The sequence below is a fragment of the uncultured Roseibium sp. genome (assembly GCF_947494555.1).
GTDB lineage: Bacteria > Pseudomonadota > Alphaproteobacteria > Rhizobiales > Stappiaceae > Roseibium.
This window is the reverse complement of record NZ_CANLVF010000002.1, coordinates 1,170,385-1,191,098: the sequence shown is the minus strand read 5'-3', so window position 1 is coordinate 1,191,098 and position 20,714 is coordinate 1,170,385. Positions and strand designations below refer to the sequence as shown.

At 56.6% G+C, this 20,714-nt stretch carries 17 protein-coding genes and 1 pseudogene; 14 read left to right on the top strand and 4 right to left on the bottom strand.

What is annotated here, in order from left to right:
- The first annotated feature begins 686 nt into the window (after nt 1-686).
- Entirely contained in the window at nt 687-1,670 is a 984-nt protein-coding gene (locus tag Q0915_RS13945; protein WP_299472132.1) for a peptidoglycan-binding domain-containing protein, read from the top strand.
- A gap of 34 nt (nt 1,671-1,704) precedes the next feature.
- On the opposite strand, the pseudogene Q0915_RS32100 reads toward Q0915_RS13945, so the two are convergent.
- Nucleotides 1,705-1,869: pseudogene (locus Q0915_RS32100) on the bottom strand (hypothetical protein); the annotation flags it as partial.
- A gap of 585 nt (nt 1,870-2,454) precedes the next feature.
- Here Q0915_RS32100 and Q0915_RS13940 point away from each other — a divergent pair.
- From Q0915_RS13940 to Q0915_RS13920, 5 genes are all read left to right on the top strand, one after another.
- Nucleotides 2,455-2,820 carry a VPLPA-CTERM sorting domain-containing protein gene (locus Q0915_RS13940; RefSeq protein WP_299472131.1) on the top strand — a complete coding sequence of 122 codons (366 nt, stop codon included), beginning with the start codon at nt 2,455-2,457 and terminating at the stop codon, nt 2,818-2,820.
- Between the two features lie 110 nt (nt 2,821-2,930).
- The gene (locus Q0915_RS13935) at nt 2,931-5,030 is read left to right on the top strand and encodes an FUSC family protein (protein ID WP_299472130.1); all 2,100 of its coding nucleotides are present in this window, start codon (nt 2,931-2,933) and stop codon (nt 5,028-5,030) included.
- 149 nt (nt 5,031-5,179) lie between these two features.
- Nucleotides 5,180-6,007: a hypothetical protein gene (locus Q0915_RS13930; protein WP_299472129.1), complete on the top strand. Its 828-nt coding sequence runs from the start codon at nt 5,180-5,182 to the stop codon at nt 6,005-6,007.
- A 180-nt stretch (nt 6,008-6,187) separates the two neighbouring features.
- Nucleotides 6,188-6,811, top strand: coding sequence for a molybdenum cofactor sulfurase (locus Q0915_RS13925; RefSeq protein ID WP_299472128.1), 624 nt, complete (start codon nt 6,188-6,190; stop codon nt 6,809-6,811).
- 38 nt (nt 6,812-6,849) lie between these two features.
- A complete protein-coding gene (locus tag Q0915_RS13920) occupies nt 6,850-7,242 on the top strand; it encodes a RidA family protein (RefSeq protein WP_299472127.1) in 393 nt (130 codons plus the stop codon).
- A gap of 9 nt (nt 7,243-7,251) precedes the next feature.
- Here Q0915_RS13920 and Q0915_RS13915 read toward each other — a convergent pair whose 3' ends face one another.
- A complete protein-coding gene (locus tag Q0915_RS13915; protein WP_299472126.1) occupies nt 7,252-7,566 on the bottom strand; it encodes a DUF2293 domain-containing protein in 315 nt (104 codons plus the stop codon).
- A 47-nt stretch (nt 7,567-7,613) separates the two neighbouring features.
- Nucleotides 7,614-9,611, bottom strand: coding sequence for an EAL domain-containing protein (locus Q0915_RS13910; protein ID WP_299472125.1), 1,998 nt, complete (start codon nt 9,609-9,611; stop codon nt 7,614-7,616).
- A 369-nt stretch (nt 9,612-9,980) separates the two neighbouring features.
- On the opposite strand from Q0915_RS13910, the gene Q0915_RS13905 reads away from it, so the two are divergent.
- The gene (locus Q0915_RS13905) at nt 9,981-10,625 is read left to right on the top strand and encodes a metalloregulator ArsR/SmtB family transcription factor (RefSeq protein ID WP_299472124.1); all 645 of its coding nucleotides are present in this window, start codon (nt 9,981-9,983) and stop codon (nt 10,623-10,625) included.
- Between the two features lie 34 nt (nt 10,626-10,659).
- Nucleotides 10,660-12,543 carry an ABC transporter ATP-binding protein gene (locus Q0915_RS13900; RefSeq protein ID WP_299472123.1) on the top strand — a complete coding sequence of 628 codons (1,884 nt, stop codon included), beginning with the start codon at nt 10,660-10,662 and terminating at the stop codon, nt 12,541-12,543.
- 36 nt (nt 12,544-12,579) lie between these two features.
- On the opposite strand, the gene Q0915_RS13895 is transcribed toward Q0915_RS13900, so the two are convergent.
- The gene (locus Q0915_RS13895; protein WP_299472122.1) at nt 12,580-13,674 is read right to left on the bottom strand and encodes a hypothetical protein; all 1,095 of its coding nucleotides are present in this window, start codon (nt 13,672-13,674) and stop codon (nt 12,580-12,582) included.
- 189 nt (nt 13,675-13,863) lie between these two features.
- Here Q0915_RS13895 and Q0915_RS13890 point away from each other — a divergent pair, with 189 nt between their 5' ends.
- The 6 genes from Q0915_RS13890 (at nt 13,864) to Q0915_RS13865 (ending at nt 20,613) form a co-directional block, all read left to right on the top strand.
- Complete coding sequence (locus Q0915_RS13890) at nt 13,864-15,390, top strand: pyruvate kinase (RefSeq protein ID WP_299472121.1); 1,527 nt, start codon at nt 13,864-13,866, stop codon at nt 15,388-15,390.
- An 80-nt stretch (nt 15,391-15,470) separates the two neighbouring features.
- Complete coding sequence (locus tag Q0915_RS13885; protein WP_299472120.1) at nt 15,471-16,316, top strand: helix-turn-helix domain-containing protein; 846 nt, start codon at nt 15,471-15,473, stop codon at nt 16,314-16,316.
- A 274-nt stretch (nt 16,317-16,590) separates the two neighbouring features.
- On the top strand, nt 16,591-17,100 hold the full coding sequence (locus Q0915_RS13880) for a hypothetical protein (RefSeq protein WP_299472119.1): 510 nt from the start codon (nt 16,591-16,593) through the stop codon (nt 17,098-17,100).
- Nucleotides 17,101-17,233: 133 nt separating this feature from the next.
- The gene (locus tag Q0915_RS13875; RefSeq protein ID WP_299472118.1) at nt 17,234-17,917 is read left to right on the top strand and encodes a PspA/IM30 family protein; all 684 of its coding nucleotides are present in this window, start codon (nt 17,234-17,236) and stop codon (nt 17,915-17,917) included.
- Between the two features lie 2 nt (nt 17,918-17,919).
- On the top strand, nt 17,920-18,681 hold the full coding sequence (locus Q0915_RS13870) for a YqiJ family protein (RefSeq protein ID WP_299472117.1): 762 nt from the start codon (nt 17,920-17,922) through the stop codon (nt 18,679-18,681).
- Between the two features lie 51 nt (nt 18,682-18,732).
- On the top strand, nt 18,733-20,613 hold the full coding sequence (locus tag Q0915_RS13865) for a flotillin domain-containing protein (protein WP_299472116.1): 1,881 nt from the start codon (nt 18,733-18,735) through the stop codon (nt 20,611-20,613).
- The last annotated feature ends 101 nt before the right edge of the window (nt 20,614-20,714 follow it).

Below are 20,714 nucleotides of genomic sequence, written 5' to 3'. Positions count from 1 at the left end.
GAAGCGTAAAGCGCCGCCTGGAAGGATGGGCGGCTTGCTCAAGTGACAACTATCCCTTAGCGACAACCTTCTGGAACAGGTGAAGAGTGGACAGTTGCTCTCTCGAAATTTGCGGACAAAGACGGACATCCTTCCTCTCATATCCGGCCACTTGGTCGACCTCGGAATTTGTTCAGGAATTGCTCGGGATTTCCTCTCAGCGCTTCTCTGGATCTCTTTCGGGGCAGATGTTTTGGCCCACAGGCACGGTACCGAAGCGAAGTTCTGGATAAACACGAATATTCCGGGAGCGGACAAAGTCTTCTGGAGAGTTGGCCGAAGAAGTCAAAGACCAGTTTGTTTTCGTGTCACTAACGGCAGTCGAAGATGACACGCTGTTGCAGCCAGTTACGGGCCGGTTACTGGGATGATACACTTGATACCAAAAGCATTTGGAAAAACCGATTGAGAAACACCACATCAGAGCTAATCGCTCGTTAGAATTTTTCTGGAAGCGACAGTAATTCCGGCTTGGTAGCTGGCTGGGTACTTGGACATATATTGATTTTTACTGCCGGAACTGAACTTGGGTCTGGTCCTGCGGAGCATAGAAAGGATGCCCTCCATACTCGCGTGGAGGGGTGCTGAGTTTTTGCGCTTCGGACTTCCGCCGTCTTCCGCAACCGGTAGCAAGAAGGGACAGAGCAATGCGATTGACGTCTCCCCGCTTCAACTGGAACATGCGGTTGCAGCAGACTGCAGACAATAATCCGCCGATGAAACATGGCGACAACGGACTTTATGTCCGTCACGTGCAGCAGGCCTTGATCGACCTGAGCCATCCGTTGCCAAAATCCACGGCCAAACATGGTTCACCTGATGGCGATTTTGGAAATGAGACCAAAAACGCGGTGATCGAATTTCAGCGTAAGCAGCGCGCAACCGACCCCGACTTCGATGTCGACGGCATTGTCGGCGAGCAGACAATGGGTGTGTTCGACAGGCTGCTGCGCACGCCTGTGACACTGGCGCGAATTCCAACATCAGGCGATCTCACGGATTCAGACTCGAACCTCGCCCAGGCCATCATCAATGTTCTGGAACACCCGCGCCTGGCTGAGGTGAATTTCATCGTGCAGGGAACGCACATCAACAAAACCAGTTTTGATGAAGTGCGTGACGCCATGAAAAGGGGCGAGGTTACCGCCGAACAGCACGCTTTGCCGGCCAATGTATCTGCAGTCTATTTCGCGCGCGACGCACTGAATAGAGTGACAGGTGAGGTGCTGGTCGGAGCAAATACATTTGTCATGTCATCTTCGCGCATAAATACAGACAGCGACAGGGCCGTGGTGGTTCACGAAGCGACGCATGCGTTTTGCGACATTCGCGCATTCGGCAGCGATCCGGCCGGCGCACCCTTCTCGCGGGACAAGTCGGAAACCATCGCGCACGTCGCGCAGGGCACATTTCATCACATTCTGACAGGTGGACCTCAGGTGGATCCTTTGACATCCGACCCGACCCTGGGTTTGAACCCGATCTTTTTGAAGGCCGACGAAGTCGCCAGGCAATTGCTCGGCACAAGAGCCATCCAGACGCTGACCTTGAACGAGTTGGCGACGCTTGTGCGTGCGAACAGGACGGCCTTGGGGCAGAACAATAACACGAATTTCGATGGCGTTATCTGAGTGTTTGCCTGCGATGAGACGGTGTGACCGTCCATCAGACCCGATTCCGATGTCGCGCAGCAACAGGGCCAGACGGTCCCGTTGCTGCGCGGAACTCATGTGTGCTTTCTTTGAACCACTTGTAGAGCGGCAAAGCGGGTGAAAGGCCAATGATCCGGGTGGCCGGGATTGTCAGCCACCGGCCGCGAATGACGGTTTCCCGTGCATCACGCGCGGTCTATGCCCGCATCTGAAAAGAAGCCATCAAAAAAGTCCGGGCACGATCGTGCCAATCGTCGCTGCAGTGAGATTAAGGGTTTTCAAGAGCGTCCGCCTGTCCTTTGGAGACACTGGAGGGATGCCCCTAGCTGTATGCCTCTCAAGTCCACCTGAAGGAATAGGTGGCACAAAAGAGAAAAGCATCTGAACCCGACGCCCTGGAAGGAGAGCAAAGCGGTACTGGTTTTGTTGAGAAGAAAAGGTGTTTGATGTATACTTAGGAAAGTTACTCTTCTTTTTTGCTTAACGTAGTTGTTTTTCAGTCTGTTAACTTAAGTGGCTGAAAATAAAAAGCTCTTTATTTGCTGTTTTACTATTTTTGTTCGGGGAAAATGCTGCTCACTCCGTTGTTCTGAATGTAGATCTTTCCGGCCAGCTGACAGGCGCCTCTGGAGTTGATGTCGGGGGCGTGTTGTATGATGTCAGTTTCAGGGAAGGTGGCTGCAACGAACTCATTGGCGGCTGCGATTCAAATTCTGATTTTCCATTCGCGGATCCGGCAACGGTTCCTCAAGCATCGCAAGCTTTGCACGATCAGGTCTTTGTTGACGGCCCGCAAGGCAATTTCGATTCCTCGCCTGAACTGACTTCCGGGTGTTCGCTCGCTTTGTTTTGCTTTGTAATTACACCTTTTGAAATCGCACCTGGCGGGCCGGGTATTTCATTCGTAAGTCTGGTCAGAAATCGCGATGACACCAGCATCTCGATAACAGATGGTATCGCCCGTACCGAGTGGCTGAGCGCTCTTTCGACAAGCGGTGATGATCGTGTTGTATATGCGACTTGGGAAGCGACAGTGATACCAGTACCGGCCGCCGCCTGGCTGCTGATTACAGCTTTCGATGGGATGGCGGCCTTTCAACGCTTCAGTCGCAGCAAATATCTTCACTGAGCTTGCCTTGCGTCCTTTCAACCAGAAGCTCACTGACAGCTCTGGAAACGCGGGAAATTGCGTGAAATAACGAAATCAGAACCTTATTCGGTGCGATTGACGTTCAGCCTATGCTTCAGCAGTTCCCGCGTGTGATTTCCCGTATCCAACGTTACGACCCTGGCGCATTGCGCCTTGTGCGCGGCATCCACCTGACGGTCGCAGTTCTTCTGGCCGCCGTTCTTGCAGATCACCTGGCAGCCTTTTTGCACAGCGTGCCAGGCTTTGCGCTGGCCGTCGTTTGTGCCGCCGCGGCGGCCCATGTGCTCTTGTTCACACCCATTTCCACCAGAAAACGCGAACTCGGCGAACTTGTGCGTTTTGGAGCCGTGTTGACGCTCCTGACCGGTATCGGAGCGTTTATTGGCACGCAGGCCGGTGCATCGGCGCCGATTGTACTCCAGACCATCTGGATTGCTGTGATCGCGCTCGGGTTCGGGTTGGACGGACTGGGGCCTTTCTGGCTGCGGACCGGCCGCATGATCTCGATTTTCTGGCTCTTCGTCATCATGTCGAGTACGCCCCATTCACTTGGCATCTGGTTGCCGGTGATGACATTTTTGGGCGTCTCTATTGCCGTATGCGTGCGGATTGGTCTGTGGCGGCCCTCCGCAAGCCGCACGATTCAACGGGTGGAAGCAGCAAACCGCAAGGCCCTAGCGGAATATCTCGACCTTTCGGCAAGAGGGTGCATGCGCAGTGAAAAGGAAAGCAGGGCTGCTCTGCACGACCTGGCTGGTCTTCGTGCAGAACTTGAGCTCGCGGTCGCGCTTGCCGGCGAGGAGAGCAACGTCAGGGCCCTGTCTCCGGAGGCCGCCGCGATGATCCGACTTGCCCTTGAGGTCGTCCGCAACGCGGTTGAAGCCCTTCCTGAAGTCGCTCGCAACACTTTGATCGCAGACAGGAATTATCTGGACGCACTTGAAAACCTTGTTGGCCTTGTTAGGACCGGCGAGGCGGAAGGAGCAGTGAAGCCGCCGGACCTGACCTGGGCGCGCAAGGAAGGACAGCTGCGCAAGCAGGACGTGTTTCAGGTGCTCAGAATTGCACAGGCTTTCAACCGAATGAGGCAATTAGCGGATGGCGACGCCCCAATCGAGCTCGCCAAACACCCGTCATCACCATCGGAAGGCCGGTCTGGTGCCTGGCACCGGGTTTCGTGGAGACTAGCCCTGCAGGCAAGCGTCGCAGCGTCTGCAGGATACGGAATAGGTCATTATCTGCATCTCAGTCACGCCTACTGGATTACGTTGACTGTCATTGTGGTGCTGTGCAGCAGCCTCGGCGCAACTATCCAGAAGACACTGCAACGGACGCTCGGGACTGTCGTCGGTTTTGTCGTCGCCCTGCTGCTGGAGCCCGTGCTTTCGCAGCTGCCGGAGTTCAGGCTCATTTTGATCGTTGCCCTGCTACCGCCGGTCATTATCCTCTTTGAAAGGAACTATGGCATTGCGGTGGGGTTTATCAGCTTTCTTGTGCTCATCGGACTGGAAGCGCTGACCGGGTTGCCTGTTTCCGAATTCTGGGCGCGCCTCTATGACACGATGATCGGTGCCGGTGCCGGTCTCGCAGCCGCCTGGCTGCTCTTTCCAAAACGCAGCGGAGCTGGCGCAAGGGGGCTGGCGGGTGCCTACCTGACGTCCTGCAGAAACCATCTGGCAGATGACAGATACGAGGCTGACGCAGATCAAAGAACCTATTCTGACCTGAAGAAGGACGCCCGAAACCTGATAAATGCGGCGCAAAACTATCGTGCGGAACAGGTTCCATGGGCATCCAGCGCCCGGACAGGGGGGGATCTGGATGTCTTGGTCGTCGTGCTCGCTGATTATGTGATCCTCTACCGGCAGGCGCGTTCGGCTGTCCGCAGGGAAGTCGCAGGACGTCCCGGACAGGCGGCTGTTGAAGAGTTGCTCGTCCGGATGGATAGACGTGTTCTCGACGAATTCGACGCTGCGCTGGAACACAAGGCGCACGCACCTGCTCCAGGCCTGGCGGAGGAGTGGCTGGCCGCCATGCCGTCTCCCGACACAACCGATATCGGCGTGATGACCGATTGGGTGGCGACACTCTACTATGCCCGGAAGGTTGTCCGGTGCCTGGAAGGCTTGCAGCAGGAACATATCTGGAGCGCACCGTCGGATCTTGCAGGCGAAACCGCTCACGGCTGAGCATTGCCGATATTTAATTCCCCGGCCTTTATGCGGCTGCATTTGCCAACACAGATTGTGTTTTATGTCACAATCTGAACGGGCGCTATGTGCAAGGTTTGCATGTCAGCAAACGGGCACCCCGCTTGGCCCGTAGGAGGAACACAAAAATGAACTACGCAAGATTTTCGCGCGGATTCGCCATCGGCGCAGGCCTCATGGCCGCGATGGTGGGCGGATCGGCAAGCGCGCAAACCGCGCAGCCTGTCAATGCCGATCCGACCCCGCCGCCCACCTACGACTTCGTTCAACAAGCCGGTGAAATGGCGTTTGACGGCACGTCGTTGACGCTTTCCGGCACCAATTCCGGTGTCCTCTATTTCAGCGACAGGCCTTACCGGATCGGCGGCCAGATTTCGAATGAAGACTTTGCCGATTACTGGAACACAGATGACGGCTTCAAAGGCAATCCACCCAACGCGGTCGTGTCTATCTTGAGCGAGACCGGCAAGGCTCCCGCGCTGGTCGAGCTGACGTCCGCGAAGACGGAAGGCTCATCAATGGTTTACGGGGTCACGGTTTTACGTGGCGAACTTCCCGAGAGTGCCAACGGTGTGGCTCTGTTCATCGACAGGAGCGCGCGGCAACCACACCATCATCATGGCAGAACAACAGCCACTGCACCGGGATCGGTCGGCTTTGAGCCTTACGGACCTTATTGCTATCATTCGCCCCAGGATCCGCGTTGCCGGGCGTGGCACCATCCCTATCATCCGTACTACCCGCCGTATCATCCCTATTATCCGCCATACGGACCCTACGGACCGTACTATCATCCGGGCGCTTATGCTGCAGGCGTCGCCACGGGCGCTGCGATTGCCAATGCCGCCAATCAGCCGACCTACTACTATTACCCGATCCCGACCGGACCCTTGCCGCCCAACTGCTGGATCAATTCCCAGCACACCCGGATGGTGTGTTCAGTCAAACTTCAGTAACCGATAAAGTTGCAACCGGGCTGGCGATCGTTTCGCCAGTCCGTTTCACACTCCGGCCCATGCGTCCGTCGAAAAACGGGCGGAGCCATCAAGGTGTTTGATGCGTAAATCAAATTGATTTGCTGGCGTTGAAGAGAGCTTCCGGTTAGAGACGCTGTTCAGGATGGACAGGAGTATCAAATGACCGAGCAGCTCACCTTGTTGCCTGACGCGATTCAAACGACAGCGCGGTTCAAGGTGTCCGGAAACGTCGAGGGCGTCTTGCGAACTGTTTCGACGGACGATTTCCAGACAACAGCCGTTGAAAGCCTTGAGCTGACCTTTGAAGGAATACCTGGCGACCGGCATGCGGGCTTTACGCGCAGATCGGGGGGACGGGAACCCTGGTATCCTCGCGGAACAGAAATGTGCAACGAAAGGCAGGTCTCCATACTTTCCGTCGAGGAGCTGGTCCTGGTTGCCGAAAGGATGGGCATTGCGAAATTGATGCCGGAGTGGATAGGCGGCAACATCTTGCTGTCGGCTGTCCCGAACCTGACGCGGTTGCCAGCGCGCACCCGTCTCGTTTTCGATGGCGGGGCCGTCATCCGCATCGACGGTGAGAACATACCTTGCAGGTTCTCCGGCGAAGCGATTGGCAGCCACAATCCGGAACGCGAGGGCTTGGACCTTCTGTTTCCAAAGGTAGCCAGAGGCCTGCGCGGGGTGGTGGGTTATATAGAAAAGCCCGGTGTGATCAGGCCGGGCGAAACCGTAACGGCCCATGTTCCAGAGCAATGGATTTATCCGCGGACGAAGAGTTAGTCTGGCTGTAATGTGCTCAAACCTTTCCGGAGACCTTAATGCTTCCAATCCATCACATGATCGGCAGTGCGCCTCAGCCGGTTGCTCCTTTTTCCCATGCCGTTGAGACGGATGGCTGGATCTTCATCACCGGTCAGATGCCGACTGATCCGGATAATCCGGAAGCCCCTTTGCCGGAAGGTGTTGCAGCGCAGACGCGCCGTGTCATGGAAAACCTGAAGCTCGTTCTGGCCGGAGTTGATCTGAGCCTCGAGAACGTCGTTTTTGCGAGGGTTTACCTGACTGAGTTCAAGCGTGACTACCACGAGATGAACGAGGCATATCGGTCGTATTTCCCGGCTGACAAACTCCCGGGGCGCACATGCGTAGGCGTAACGGGACTGGCTGTTGATGCGCTCGTTGAGATAGATCTGGTTGCCAGACGACCGTGAGAGAATGAATTAGGGCGCTTCGTCAGCGTCCGCGATGATTTTGTTGCAACCCCAATTGCTAAGGACGTCGTTCATGGCGTCCACAACGAAGAAACGCGCTGAATCCCGGTCATAGCCGTCTTCCAGCAGGGTGTCGTACTCTGTCAGCTCATGCCGTATGTAGCTGGTGGTAGCCTGCCAGAGGGCAATCGAGGGCGGTAGATGACGCAAGTGACCGGCGAGCGCACCAGCAAGAATGGCTTCCGCGTCGCGCATCGGCACTCGCGGCAAAAGAATGCGCAGGGCTTTGCGCATCTCCTTTTGCCGTTTCGTTCCTGCGGCCATGCGTGAACTCCGGAAAAGCGGACAAAACGTGCTGGAAACCGGTTGCGTCAGGCGCTTGAAAGCCGCAACTGTTCCATGCCGTCCGTGCATGACAAGGGCAGGCCGGCAATGGTACCGCTTGACGCTGCACTTTCGGCAATTTCGCTGAACGCCATGGGCGGCGCAAAGTGATACCCCTGCACAAGGTTGCAGCGAAGCGCCTTCAAGAGATCAAGCTGGGTCCTGTCCTCCACGCCTTCGACAACACAAAGCATTTCCATCGAGCGGCACAGATTGACAATAGAGGTAATAACCCCGATTGCGACAGGTTCGTGAATGCTGGCAACGAAGCTTCGATCCACCTTGACGCAATCAATTGGCAGGCGGTGGAGATACCCGAGGCTGGAATAGCCGGTGCCGAAATCGTCCAGAGCCAGTTTCACACCGGCACCGCGCAGCGTCTTGAGGCAGGCTTCCGCGGCCTCGTAGCTGCCGATGACGGATGTTTCCGTAATTTCGAACGTGATCAGCCTTGGATTGACCTTGTGTTGCTCGATCGCTTCAAGCAGCGTATCCACGGTCTGCGCGGACGTAATGTCTTGCGCGGAGAGATTGAAGGAAAGACTCAGGTCGCCCGGCAATTCCTTTATCTGTTTGATGGCTTTGCCGAAGAGCGACAACGTCAGACGGTTTATCTGGCCAGTGCGTTCCGCGACGGCTATGAACTTGTCCGGCGCGACTTTGCCCAGCACCGGGCTGTGCCATCTCGCCAGGGCCTCGAACCCGACGACAATCTGGTCCGGCAGCGAAACGACGGGCTGGAAATACACCTGAAATTCCGTGTCGAGATCCGCACTCTGCAGGGCATTTTCGATGGCGCGTTCCGAACGGATCCGCGCTTCGTGTTCTTCCGAATAGACCGTTGTTTGTCCGCGTGACGTTGTCTTGGAATTGTAAAGCGCGTAGTCGGAGCGGTCGAAAAGCGCGTGCGCCGTGGTGCCGGCCTCAGGGTAGAAGGCGATGCCGCAGGACGCGCCCACGGTGAGTGTCATTTCGCCAATACGGTAGGGTTCGCTGATCAGGTCGCAGATCGACTGGCCGGTCTTTTCAGCATTCTCCAGATCGCCGAGATAAAGAAAGCCGAATTCGTCCCCGCCGAGCCGGCAAATCTCGATATCATCAAGGTCAAGCTCCTTGAATCTTTGACCGACTGCCATCAGAAGCTGGTCGCCAACCTTATGACCATAGGTGTCATTGACCGGCTTGAACCGGTCAAGGTCGATAACGCCGACAGCAAACTTGCCTTGCTGCTTTTCGCGGTTTGTTATGAGGGTCGCCACGCGGTTGAAAAAGTAACGCCGGTTTGGCAGCTCGGTGAGCGCATCGGTCTGCGCCAGCCGTGCGTTTTCGGCATTCAACAGCTCCGTCTCACGCTGCTTGGCTGCAAGGTCCGCTTGCGATTTGACCAGTTTGCAAAAGCCGGTATAGCCGCTGATCAGCACCTGCAGAACCACCAGACAAACCAGAAAGATATTCATCGCAATGGCAAAATAGACATCCTGATCCTGCCTTACGTAGTGAATCAGATAAGGCACGGTCACGATGAACATCACCATGAGCGCAGCCTGAGGCAGGTTCATGAGGCAGAAAATGCAGCCGATGACGGTGATTGCAATGAAAAGCGCGATGTGCCCGCGTTCTTCGGGGCCACCATAACCATCAAGGCTCAGCGACCACGAAATGTAGATGACCGCAACCACACTGCCGAGCAGAACGGTCTGGCGCATCTTCCGGATCGCCTCGTCCGGACCGAGCGTGATCTTGCTGGCGCGGAGCCAGGCAATCATGCGCACCGTCGTCAGGATGAGCATCGGGACGAGAACGCCGACGGTAAGGTAGACCGGAGCGACGTCGTAATGCGTATAGGCCACCGCAACGGCGTTCACCATCAACAGCGCGTAAAGCGACGGAATCTGAGTTCTCAGCTCGTTGTACTGGGCCTGGGCAATTTCGGGATGACGCGGATCGATCATCATCCACCTTAGGAAAGCCCTGATCTTTTCCATCACTCCCTCCAAATTTATTTGTTTCTAAAGGGAAGAAGCTAAAAGAAGAGTTAGAACGCCGACTTTTAGTCTCTGAAGCAACTCAATTTGTTAGCCCGATTGTATTTCGGGAAAATAGAAAATACGAGTTGAATTCTGCACTGAAGGTGTTTTCGGCGCCGGTGATCTTGGCGCAAAGGCGGAAAACGCCGCAAATGGACCCTGTGGGGACAGGTCTCACACGCAGGCTGGGGTTTGTGGCGCCAGCAATTCGCTGAAGCAGTGCCGGTGTCAGTGCGTTGATAATTCGGTTTCTTTTTTTCAGGTCCCACTTCATCAATAAGAAAAGAGAACTATTTTTTTATAAAGAAACGCGCCTATATAGTCGCCATGGCCGATCGCACACGAACCCGACTGTTGAATGCTCTGAAATCCGCTGGACCGCAGACAGCGGGAGAACTGGCGGAGGATCTGAGTGTTACCGCTGTCGCCGTAAGGCAGCATCTTGACGGCTTGAACCAGGAAGATCTGGTCGGCTTCGAAGATGTAAAGGGCTCCGTCGGGCGCCCGAAGCGGGTTTGGCAACTCACATCGAAAGGTCATCAGCAGTTTCCAGACAGTCATGCCAACCTGATACTGGGCCTGCTTGGCGGCGTGACCGACCTATACGGTGAAGACGGACTGGAAAACCTCATTGCGCATAGGGAAGCAAAGGCCAGCCAATCCTACAGCGCGGCCATGAGTGATGTTTCGGATTTGAAGGATAAAGTCGAGATCCTGGCAGATCTGAGAAGTCACGAAGGCTACATGGCCGAAGCGATCAGTGACCGGGACGGCTTTCTTCTCGTTGAAAATCATTGCTCGATCTGCGCGGCTGCGACGGCCTGCCAGGGATTTTGCCGGTCAGAGCTCAGCTTGTTCAAAAAGGTGCTCGGGCCAGAAGTCGTTGTTGAGCGTATCGAACATCTTTTATCTGGGGACCGCCGCTGTATGTACAGAATCAGACCTCAGGATAGCGTTGAAGGCTCTGAATGAGTTGACTCCAACCCCAACGCCGGGAGTTTGAAGTGTGGCATTCGCCAGGCCATTGTTTGCGGGCTTGATCGACAGATACTTTCGCCCGTTTGAAACACACCTGAAGCCGCTTGATCTGCCAGTGACGCCTCTACCGGACCAGGGGCCGCTCAGGCTTGTTTGGCATTTTGCCAAGATGTTTCGCCGCCAGCTTCTGATCGTAAGCGCCTTGGCAATGATTTCATCGGCGCTGGGACTGGCGGGCATCTGGGCAATTGCCTATGTCGTCGACGGCGTTACAGACCAAGGCGCACCACAGTTTTTGACGGACCACGGCTGGGCGTTGCTTGGGTTCTTTGGCCTGTTCGTTATTCTGGATCCGCTGGTTTTCCTGCTGCGCCAGACATTCGCCTTTCAAACAGTGCGCATTCTTCTGCCGGCGGCAATGCGCTGGCAGGCCCACAAGGCGGTTGAAGCACAGGATCTGGCCTTTTTCGAAGACACGTTTGCTGGCCAGGTTGCTTCGCGCATCGCGCAAGTGACGATGTCGGTCCATCGCCAGATGATGCTCGCAATCGAGCGGATCCCTTATCTTGCAATTCAGTTCGGCGGGTCGCTTTTGTTGCTCGTTGCACTGTCGTGGCCGCTGGCACTGCCGGTGTTTGTCTGGATTGTCGCCAATACGCTGGTCGCCTGGTTAGCCGTTCCGGCTTATATGCAACGGTCCGCAAAGGTTGCGGCGGCGAACTCCCGGGCCACGGGCGCGATGACCGACGTTTATTCGAATATCGCCATGGTCAAGCTGTTTGCGGCAGAAGATTCAGAGGCGGGCGCCATCCGCAAGGTTATCGGGGAAACGATCGACACAAGGCACAGCGAAAACAGGGCCTACATACTGACCGACGGCAGCGTCTATTTCCTCAACGTGTTGATGATCCTATCCATCGTTGTAGTCGGGTTTTGGGGTATGACCGGAGGATGGGTTTCGATCGGGGATTTTGTTGCGGGCTTGACCGTCACGCGAGCTCTTTCGGCTGCATCCTCAAGCTTTATCGGTGTGGGGCAGTCGATCACGAGTACGCTGGGAACGATCAAGGACGCGATGCCGATCATGACCAGTCAACCCGAAATCAAGGACAGGCCCGAAGCATCCGCACTGAAAGTCGAAGACGGCAGGATCGGATTTGACAACGTCTCATTCGCTTATCGCAAGGACCGCAAGGCTGTTCTGAATGCCTTCAATTTGTCTATCGAGCCAGGCGAAAGGGTCGGTCTCGTTGGACTTTCAGGGGCAGGCAAATCCACGGTCATTTCCCTTCTGATGCGCCTGCGTGATGTTTCAGATGGCAGCATCAGGATCGACGGACAGGACGTCAGGGACGTCACGCAAACATCGCTGCGCGGCCAAATTGGTGTTGTCACGCAGGATATCTCCCTCTTGAACCGATCCATTCGCGATAACATCCGTTACGGCAAGCCCGGCGCAAATGATGAGGAAATTCGCATTGCTGCGCATGCCGCCGAGGCACTTGAATTTATCGATGAACAAAAAGACAGCAAGGGCCGCGAAGGACTCGATGCACATGTCGGCGACCGGGGTGTCAAACTGTCCGGAGGTCAACGGCAACGCATCACCATCGCCCGGGTTCTCCTGAAAAATGCCCCCATTCTGATCCTCGATGAGGCGACGTCCGCGCTCGACAGCGAAGCTGAAATCGCCATCCAGCAGAACCTTGCCAAAATCATGGACGGGCGCACCACGCTCGCGGTCGCCCACCGCCTGTCGACCATCGCGGCAATGGACCGTCTGGTTGTCATGGACAAGGGGATGATCGTGGAGGAGGGCACCCATCGTGACCTTTTGGCACGCGGCGGGCTTTATGCCGCGCTTTGGGAGCGGCAGTCCGGAGGATTTCTCGCGCTCAGCGCGGCTGAATAGCGTTCATTCAGTCAGGATCGAGAAGACGAGCAGTCTTCATTTCCGTTTCAAAACAACACTCAGATGCCACTGTTCCAGAGCGTAGGCCGCCGTGTTTTCGCGGTAGAGCACTTCAAACCGCCGGAAGAACTCATCCTCCAGCCATTTTGTATCCTTGCCGGCGCCCAATGTGGGTTCGAAAAGCTGCTTGCGCAGGGAACTCGCCGCGAAGGCTTTCGTGTACCCGGTATATTGACGGGCATATTCCACCGGGTTGTCGAGATGTGCAGCAAAGAGATCTCCGCCGCCATCGACGGGCAAAACGGCAATGGTGTCGATCTCGTAGGCGTCTTGAAGGTCCGCGTTGGTCTCAAACGGTCGGCGCGCTTCCGTCTCGGTCATGAACCATAGTCCGAAAACGAAGCATTTCGCTCGTTTCCTGTCCAGCAAGCCATCATCGACCATAGACGCGGTGACGATCTGGAGTGCGCGGTAAACGCCGCGCCCTGAAGCTGCCGTATCGTTGATTTCACCTGTCTCTGGAATTGCCCCGAGCGTCGACACAAAAAGATATCCACCCGATTGCAGCTCCTGTGCCCGCATTAGAAGAAACCTTGTCCAGTCCGATTCGGCCGCCTGCCACATTTTGCGTCGTGCCTCGCCTGTCAGATCCGCGAACCAGACGGTGTTTGGCGCTTCATAGGGCCTTGATGCGCTCAGCCAGTGACTGGCGAAGAAACAGGTGGCGAGCGAGACGGAACTGTCGGCGACCATGCGATCGTAAAACGATCCGACGGGAGTCTCTATCCGGGGCAGTGTGCCTCCCTGCGCCAGACCGGTTTCACCGGTGACCAGAGCCATTAGGGCATCCCAGTCATTACCGGGTTGATCTGCAAAACAGATAGAAATCGGTCTTGAGGCGTTTGCTGCCAGCCACGTCGTCAGTGCAGGCCGGGCCGTTTCGATGGTGCTCTGTCCAGGACCGCATCCGTAGTCGGTGAGATTGAGGGGGCCCGGCAAGTGCATGACGCGTCCGGCAAGATCCTCTATGCGTTCATGGTTTCCCATCGCATGCTGCTTCTGCACGAGCGAATTTGCATTGTAATCGACCATGCCTTCCGTCGAGCGATCCGCCGAGTCGTTTTCAGGCATGTTTTCCTCGATTAGTACCAGTTTCGGCGATCACGTATTTCATCAGGATGGCGCTATTTGACCACGCGGTGAAGGGGCAAATTGATACGCGTCATAATTGTGCGCCGCCGGACACTATATACTCATGTGACAAGGGGCAGGGTACGTAAGCGTTTAAGGCGCGCTTCCGGTGTAAGTGGGAAACCTTCGATGGATTTACAGCACAATGGATCCGCGGCCGAAAACAGCGGTTCGCTGAGCGCAAGGCAGTCTGGCAGCGTGGCCAGTGAGCTTGAAACGATTTTCAGGGACGTAGTGACCTTGCGAACGCGTGTTGCCCGGGATGCCGCGAAATTGCTCGCCGGGTTTGGTCCGGGCGAACACCAGCGCGAAATCGTCAATCTGGCTCACTATATCAGCCTGCGCCGTCACGATATCAGATCTCTTCAACGCCGATTGATGTGTCACGGCCTGTCTTCCATGGGCCGATTGGAGAGCCGTGTGATGCCGACATTCGATGCGGTGCTCGCGGCACTTTCCGCCATGACAGGGCAGGCGCAGGATGCCTGTTTTGAGTCCGATTCGGACTTCTTCAACGGTGAAGAACATCTTGAACAGGTCACTGCCCAAATGTTCGGTCCGAAGCCTCTGAACCGGAGAAGCCGGATCATGGTGACGCTGCCCAGTGAAGCTGCCGAAGACGGCAGGCTGCTGCGCAGATTGGTGCGCAAGGGGATGAACGTTGCCCGGATAAACTGTGCGCATGACAATCCCTTTGTCTGGCGCAAGATGGCAGAACAGATCAATGCCGCCGCCAGGAAGGAAGAGCGCGACGTTCGGATCCTGATGGATATCGCCGGTCCGAAGATCCGCGTTGAATCCGTGTTCAGCGCCAACAAGGTTCCCAAGCTGGTCTCGGGCGACCGTTTTCGTCTGGTCTTGTCCTCAAAGCTGGGAGCGCACCCCTCGATTTCGGTCAGCGCAAGCGTTTCATTGCCGCAAATGGTCGAACGGCTGACCGTCGGCGACAGGGTGCTTTACGACGACAGCAAACTGGAAGGCACGGTGGAAAGCGTGTCCGATGGCGAAGCCATTGTTCAGGTGAAAAGGTCAAAGGCTGGCGGTGCAAAAATCAAACCCAACAAGGGGGTCAATCTTCCCGACACCTCACTTGGCATTTCGCCGTTGACGAACAAGGACAAGGGCGACCTAAAGACGGTCGTCGCCCTGGCCGACATGATTGGATACTCCTTTGTCAGCGGGCCAGATGATATCGACGTCCTGGAAGACACGTTGCAGTCCATGAAACTGAGCGACAGGCCGCTCGGTATCGTCGCCAAGATCGAGCGGCCCGAGGCAGTCGAAAATCTTCCGGCTCTGATCGCCCGGGCGAGCGGTCGCAGGCCGCTGGCAGTCATGATCGCGAGAGGTGATCTTGCTTCCGAGATCGGATTTGAACGGCTTGCAGAAATGCAGGAAGAAATTCTCTGGATTTGCGAAGCGGCGAGCACTCCAGTGATCTGGGCCACCCAGGTTCTGGAAAGTCTTGTGAAGTTCGGCAACCCGTCTCGAGGTGATATGACCGATGCGGCAATGGCGGCGCGGGCCGAATGTGTCATGCTGAACAAGGGACCTGCCGTCGATGAGGCTGTCGAACTGCTCGATAGGCTCGCATCGCGTATGGAAGGTCATCTGACCAAGAAAACGCCGACCCTGCGCGCATTGCGATCGTGGTGACAAGCTGTGTAACCGCCTCGTTGGTTGATTAAGTTCAGCAGCCCGTTGATTTTCCGAAACGCGGCTGACAATACTCACGCATGGACAAGCGAGAACGCGCAGTACTTTTTCGTGAACGCCTTTCCGACGCGATCCGAAGCCGGGATATGAACCGCAGCGATCTGGCGCGCGGCGCCAATCTTGACCGGTCGACCGTTTCACAGCTTTTGTCGGAAGACGCACCGCGTCTGCCAAACGGTCAGGCGCTGGCCTCGATTTCGACGGCGCTGGGCGTATCTGCCGACTGGCTGCTTGGCCTTTCCACGCACCGCGGTGCCGCTGCAGAGATCCTGGACCAGGCCGTTCAGATCGCCGAAACCGATCGCCATCCCGTCGATGAACATCTCCTGGCATGGTTTCGCGATGCCGTCGGCGCGAAAATCCGCCATGTTCCCGCCAATCTGCCGGATGTCCTGAAGACAGACGCTATTCTGTCCTACGAATATGCGGGTGAAACCCTGCGAACAGCGGATCAAGCGATCACCGGAACCAGGGACCAACAAGCGCTGCTGCACCGTGCTGAAACCGATATGGAAATTGCGCTGTCCCGCGAAGCTTTGGAGGCCTTCGCGCGCGGCGAGGGGCTCTGGTCTGGTCTTTCCGCCGAAGTGCGGCATGAGCAACTTCAGGTCATGGGCCAAAGCCTTACCGACCTTTATCCGTCACTCAGATTGCATCTCTTTGGCGCAACCGATCGCTATTCGTCCCCGTTTACGGTATTCGGCCAGAAATGGGCCGCTCTTTACCTCGGGCAAAGGTACCTGGCCTTCTCGAATACGCGCCACGTCCAGCTTTTTGCAGGCCATTTCGACGACCTCGTCCGCCATGCGGTGGTCCGCTCGCACGAGGCTGGAGAGTTTGTCGCCGGACTTGCCGAAAGTATCTGAACCGGGCCTGTTTCTCATTTGACGGCAGACCGGTGCGCCGGAATTTTCGGTTGCGCGATGGGCGAAGCTGATTGTGCGAATGCAGCACAAGCGCACCGTTCGCTCTGACGGTCATAGTGTGATTTTCGACAATGCAAGATCTTGAATACCACCTTACGAATGCGCAGGTGCATTTCCGTCATGCGCATCTATTGGTCGATTTTTCTTGACAAGTGAAAACTTTTGTATACATATGTTGACGTATCGATACAAACGAAGACGATTGGTGAGGCGCATGCCGAAGAGTATTCCGATCAGTGTCAGGTTAAGTGACGATGACGTGGCGTTCCTGGCTGGCTACGAGGTTCAGGGCGCACGGACGCCGAGCGACAAAATGCGGGAGATCCTGAAGGCTGCAAGAGAGCGCGAAGAAGGCGTTCAGGATGTTGCAGCATGTGAAGACCTGCTACGCTCCATGGCGCGTCCTGCGGAGAAGGGGTTGCGGCAATTGCAGCGGGAAATCGGGCACAGGTCCGATTTTGTCATGAAGCTGTATGAACGTTTGCCGGAGATGTTGTCCGAGCTGATTGCGTCGGCCCCTGGGCCGGAAAATGGCCGGGAAGACCTGGTTCGGTTTGAAGCGGCATTGTCTGCCGAACTGTTTTCGCTGATTGAAGAAATTTTCGATCTCGGGCTGACCACACCAAGTCGGACCTACGATCCGGAGCTGATGAACAAAAGACTGGAACCCATCCTGGAGGTCGCGCGGCTGCTCGATCAGAAACGCCAGAGCAGGGCCGATTGAAGCAAGGCCGAGTTGGCCGGTTGACGAGGTAGATGCTGGGGGCAGTGGCATAATCTTGTTTGCCCGTGCCGCTGTCCGCCTGGCCAAGACAAATTTATTGAGTTTCAAAAAGTAGAACGGAAAGGAAGGAAAGATGGCAGAAGGTCTCGTTGCACGCGTTAAGCGTCTGGTTTCCGGCGGTGTGAACCAGTTGGTGGACTCCATTGAAAACACTTCCCCGGAAACGGTCATGGCGGAGGCGACCCGGGAAGTGGACCGGGCCGTTGATCAGGTGCGCGACGAATTGGCAGGCATCCTGGCAAACAAGCACCTGGCCAATACACGGCTGGGGGAAACAACATCTCGCCACGAAGAGCTGCAGGGCCAGATTGCCCTTGCGGTGAAAGAAGGCCGCGACGATCTTGCGGAAGCTGCCATCGCGCGCCAGCTGGATCTGGAAGTGCAGATCCCCGTGCTCGAAGCTGCTGTTGCCGATGCGAGCCGCGAAGAAAAGGAGCTTGAGGGCTACATCAGTGCCCTCCAGGCGCGTAAGCGCGAGATGGAAGCGGAACTCGAAAACTTTCGCCGCTCCCAGCAGCAAAGCGCCACCGACAGTGCCGCTTCCGGGCATGCCGCGCCGAAGGACAGCGTAGAGGGCAAAACCCGCAAGGCGGAAGAAGCGTTCGATCGTGTCATGAAAGGGGCCACCGGTCTGCCGGGCGGTCTGGCAACAGACAAGGCCGACGCAACCAAACTGGCTGAGCTGGATGATCTGGCGCGCAAAAACAGGGTGTCCGAACGCCTCGCAGCATTGAAGGCTTCGGCGAAAGACGGCTGATCATGGTCGATTTTATCCTAGCTGGGCCGAACACGCCGTTCGCGGTCGCTCTTGGACTGATGATCGCAATTGCGCTCGCGGAAGGCGTCGGCACGCTGATGGGGCTTGGTCTGTCGAGCATGATCGACAGCCTGCTTCCCGAGGTGGATCTGCCGGATGTGGACCTGCCGGACATGGATGCACCGGACTTCGATGCGGAGATAACCGGGGGCGCACTTCCAGGGGACCTTGAGACCGTTGCCGCCGGCACGGAAGTGACCGGGCCCGCAGGGCAGGGCATTTTCAGTCAGATCCTTGGCTGGTTGTGCTTCGGGCGAGTGCCGGCGCTGATCATTCTGGTGATCTTTCTCACCGGATTTGGACTGGCCGGATATGTCCTGCAAAGCCTTGTGCAATCCGTTACCGGTTTTCTTTTGCCGGGCATTCTGGCTTCCGCCGGTGCGTTCGCGGGGGCTCTGCCCTTTACCAGGGTCACAGCGTTGGGACTTTCCAAGGTGATGCCAAAGGACGAAAGTGATGCCGTGTCGCGGCAGACATTCGTCGGCAAGCCCGCGGTGATTGTCCAGGGAAATGCGAAAGCAGGCCTGCCTGCACAAGCGCGCCTGAAGGATGCGTCCGGCCAGAGCCATTACCTGCTCGTTGAGCCGGATGTTGATGGCGAGGAACTGGAACAGGGCACGGACATCATCATCGTCCGGCAAAAGGGGCCGCATTTTACCGCGATCCGTAATACCAATGCGACATTGACCGGCGCCAGCGACTGAGCCTGGTGCCGGGCTCACAAATTTCATCAAAGAAAAAGGGAGTTGTTAGTTATGGACCAACTCATAAGCATTTTGATTCTGGTTGGCATTGCCTTCGTTGCACTGCTTGCCATCGGTTTGATCATTTCCCGTCTTTACCGCCGATCTTCTAAAGAGGTTTCTTTCGTACGGACCGGTTTCGGCGGTCAGCGCGTCATCATGAATGGCGGTACACTGGTGCTGCCCGTTCTGCACGATGTCATTCCGGTCAACATGAATACGTTGCGTCTGGAAGTCCGCCGGTCCAACGATCAGGCGCTGATCACCAGGGACCGCATGCGTGTCGACGTCCTGGCAGAATTTTATGTGCGGGTTCAGCCGACCATCGAATCCATTGCCAATGCAGCGCAGACGCTGGGTCAGCGGACCATGAAGCCGGAGGCTCTGCGTGAACTTGTCGAGGGCAAGTTCGTTGATGCCTTGCGCGCGGTTGCCGCGGAAATGGCAATGGAAGAGCTGCACGAGCAGCGCGTGAACTTTGTGCAGAAAGTGCAGGCTGCTGTTTCGGAAGACATTCTGAAAAACGGTCTTGAGCTGGAATCGGTTTCACTCACCGGTTTGGACCAGACCAACCGCGAATATTTCAATCCTGAAAATGCCTTCGATGCCGAAGGTCTCACGAAACTTACCCAGGAGATCGAGGAACGCCGGAAGAAGCGGAACGACATCGAGCAGGAAACCGAAATCCAGATCAAGCGCAAGAACCTGGAGGCCGAACAGGAGCGTCTGCAGATCAATCGCGAAGAGGAATTCGCCAAGCTTGAACAGCAGCGCGAGATCCAGATCCGCCAGGCAGAGCAATCCTCTCTGATTGCCAAGCAGCAGGCGGAGCGCGAGCGTGAAGCCGAAGAAGCCAAGATCCTGGCGAGCCAGAAGGTCAAGGAGAAGGACATCGAGTCCAACCAGGCTGTCACTGAACGTCAGATCGCGATGGATCAGCAGGTGCGTGAACGGGAAATCTCGAAGGAACGCTCGGTCGAGGCGGCCAATGTCGAAAAACAGAAACTGATTGAACTTGCAGAGCAGGATCGCGATATCGCGGTGGCCGCCAAATCCCGCGAAAAGTCCGAGGCGGAAGCCGAGGCCGATGAGGCAAGGGCAATCGCCGCACGTGCTGCCGAACAGGTTTCGACGGCCCGCGAGACCGAAGTTGCCGAGCGAGACAAGCAGATCGAACTGATTGAAGCCCGCAAGGCGGCCGAAATGGATGCTGTCGCGATCACCGTCGGTGCCGAGGCGCAAAAACAGGCTGCCGCCGACCAGGCGGAAGCGGTCCGGATCGCCGCGGAAGCCGAGGCTGCGAAACTTCGCATTGAAGCGCAGGGCTCCGCAGAGGCTGACAAGCTTCGCGCGGAAGCTGAAAAAGCGCTTTATGAAGTGGAGGCCGACGGTCAGCGTGCGATCAACGAGGCTGCCAACCTCTTGTCTCCGGACCAGATCGCGATGCAGATCCGTGTCAAGCTTCTGGAGCAACTGCCTGAGATCATTGCCGAAAGCGTCAAGCCGATGGAGCAGATCGACGGTATCAAGATCATCCAGGTGGATGGCATGACCGGTGGTGCCGGCGGGGCCACAGGTGGTACCGGGCCGAACGGCTCCGGCGGCGGAAACCTCGCTGACCAGATGGTTTCCTCGGCCCTGAAGTACCGCTCCCAGGCACCGCTTCTGGACGCGATGATGAAGGAAGTCGGCCTGGACGGATCGGGACTTTCGGGGCTGACAAATGGGCTTTCACAAGCGCCTGGCAAGGACGCGACCGCTGTTGAAACCACCGCGGTGGAAGAAGCAGCAAATGCGCCAGCTGATATTGTTGTGGCAGAGACAGCTGCAAGGACATCGGAAGATGCAGCGCCTTCTAAGCCTGCTCCAGGTACCGCTGAGCCCACAACTTAATCAGCTGGATCGAAGCATATCCCGGTGCCAAACGGCGCCGGGATATCGGCGTCTAAATGATGCGGCAGTTCAAGCGGCCGAAGCGCTGCGCGTATGAGCGG

Excerpts from the sequence above, each read along its gene's own strand:
- Q0915_RS13945 (WP_299472132.1), top strand. The coding sequence starts at position 687 with ATGCGATTGACGTCTCCCCGCTTCAACTGGAACATGCGGTTGCAGCAG.
- Q0915_RS13935 (WP_299472130.1), top strand. The coding sequence starts at position 2,931 with ATGCTTCAGCAGTTCCCGCGTGTGATTTCCCGTATCCAACGTTACGAC.
- Q0915_RS13930 (WP_299472129.1), top strand. The coding sequence starts at position 5,180 with ATGAACTACGCAAGATTTTCGCGCGGATTCGCCATCGGCGCAGGCCTC.
- Q0915_RS13925 (WP_299472128.1), top strand. The coding sequence starts at position 6,188 with ATGACCGAGCAGCTCACCTTGTTGCCTGACGCGATTCAAACGACAGCG.
- Q0915_RS13920 (WP_299472127.1), top strand. The coding sequence starts at position 6,850 with ATGCTTCCAATCCATCACATGATCGGCAGTGCGCCTCAGCCGGTTGCT.
- Q0915_RS13915 (WP_299472126.1), bottom strand. The coding sequence starts at position 7,566 with ATGGCCGCAGGAACGAAACGGCAAAAGGAGATGCGCAAAGCCCTGCGC.
- Q0915_RS13910 (WP_299472125.1), bottom strand. The coding sequence starts at position 9,611 with ATGGAAAAGATCAGGGCTTTCCTAAGGTGGATGATGATCGATCCGCGT.
- Q0915_RS13905 (WP_299472124.1), top strand. The coding sequence starts at position 9,981 with ATGGCCGATCGCACACGAACCCGACTGTTGAATGCTCTGAAATCCGCT.
- Q0915_RS13895 (WP_299472122.1), bottom strand. The coding sequence starts at position 13,674 with ATGCCTGAAAACGACTCGGCGGATCGCTCGACGGAAGGCATGGTCGAT.
- Q0915_RS13890 (WP_299472121.1), top strand. The coding sequence starts at position 13,864 with ATGGATTTACAGCACAATGGATCCGCGGCCGAAAACAGCGGTTCGCTG.
- Q0915_RS13885 (WP_299472120.1), top strand. The coding sequence starts at position 15,471 with ATGGACAAGCGAGAACGCGCAGTACTTTTTCGTGAACGCCTTTCCGAC.
- Q0915_RS13880 (WP_299472119.1), top strand. The coding sequence starts at position 16,591 with ATGCCGAAGAGTATTCCGATCAGTGTCAGGTTAAGTGACGATGACGTG.
- Q0915_RS13875 (WP_299472118.1), top strand. The coding sequence starts at position 17,234 with ATGGCAGAAGGTCTCGTTGCACGCGTTAAGCGTCTGGTTTCCGGCGGT.
- Q0915_RS13870 (WP_299472117.1), top strand. The coding sequence starts at position 17,920 with ATGGTCGATTTTATCCTAGCTGGGCCGAACACGCCGTTCGCGGTCGCT.
- Q0915_RS13865 (WP_299472116.1), top strand. The coding sequence starts at position 18,733 with ATGGACCAACTCATAAGCATTTTGATTCTGGTTGGCATTGCCTTCGTT.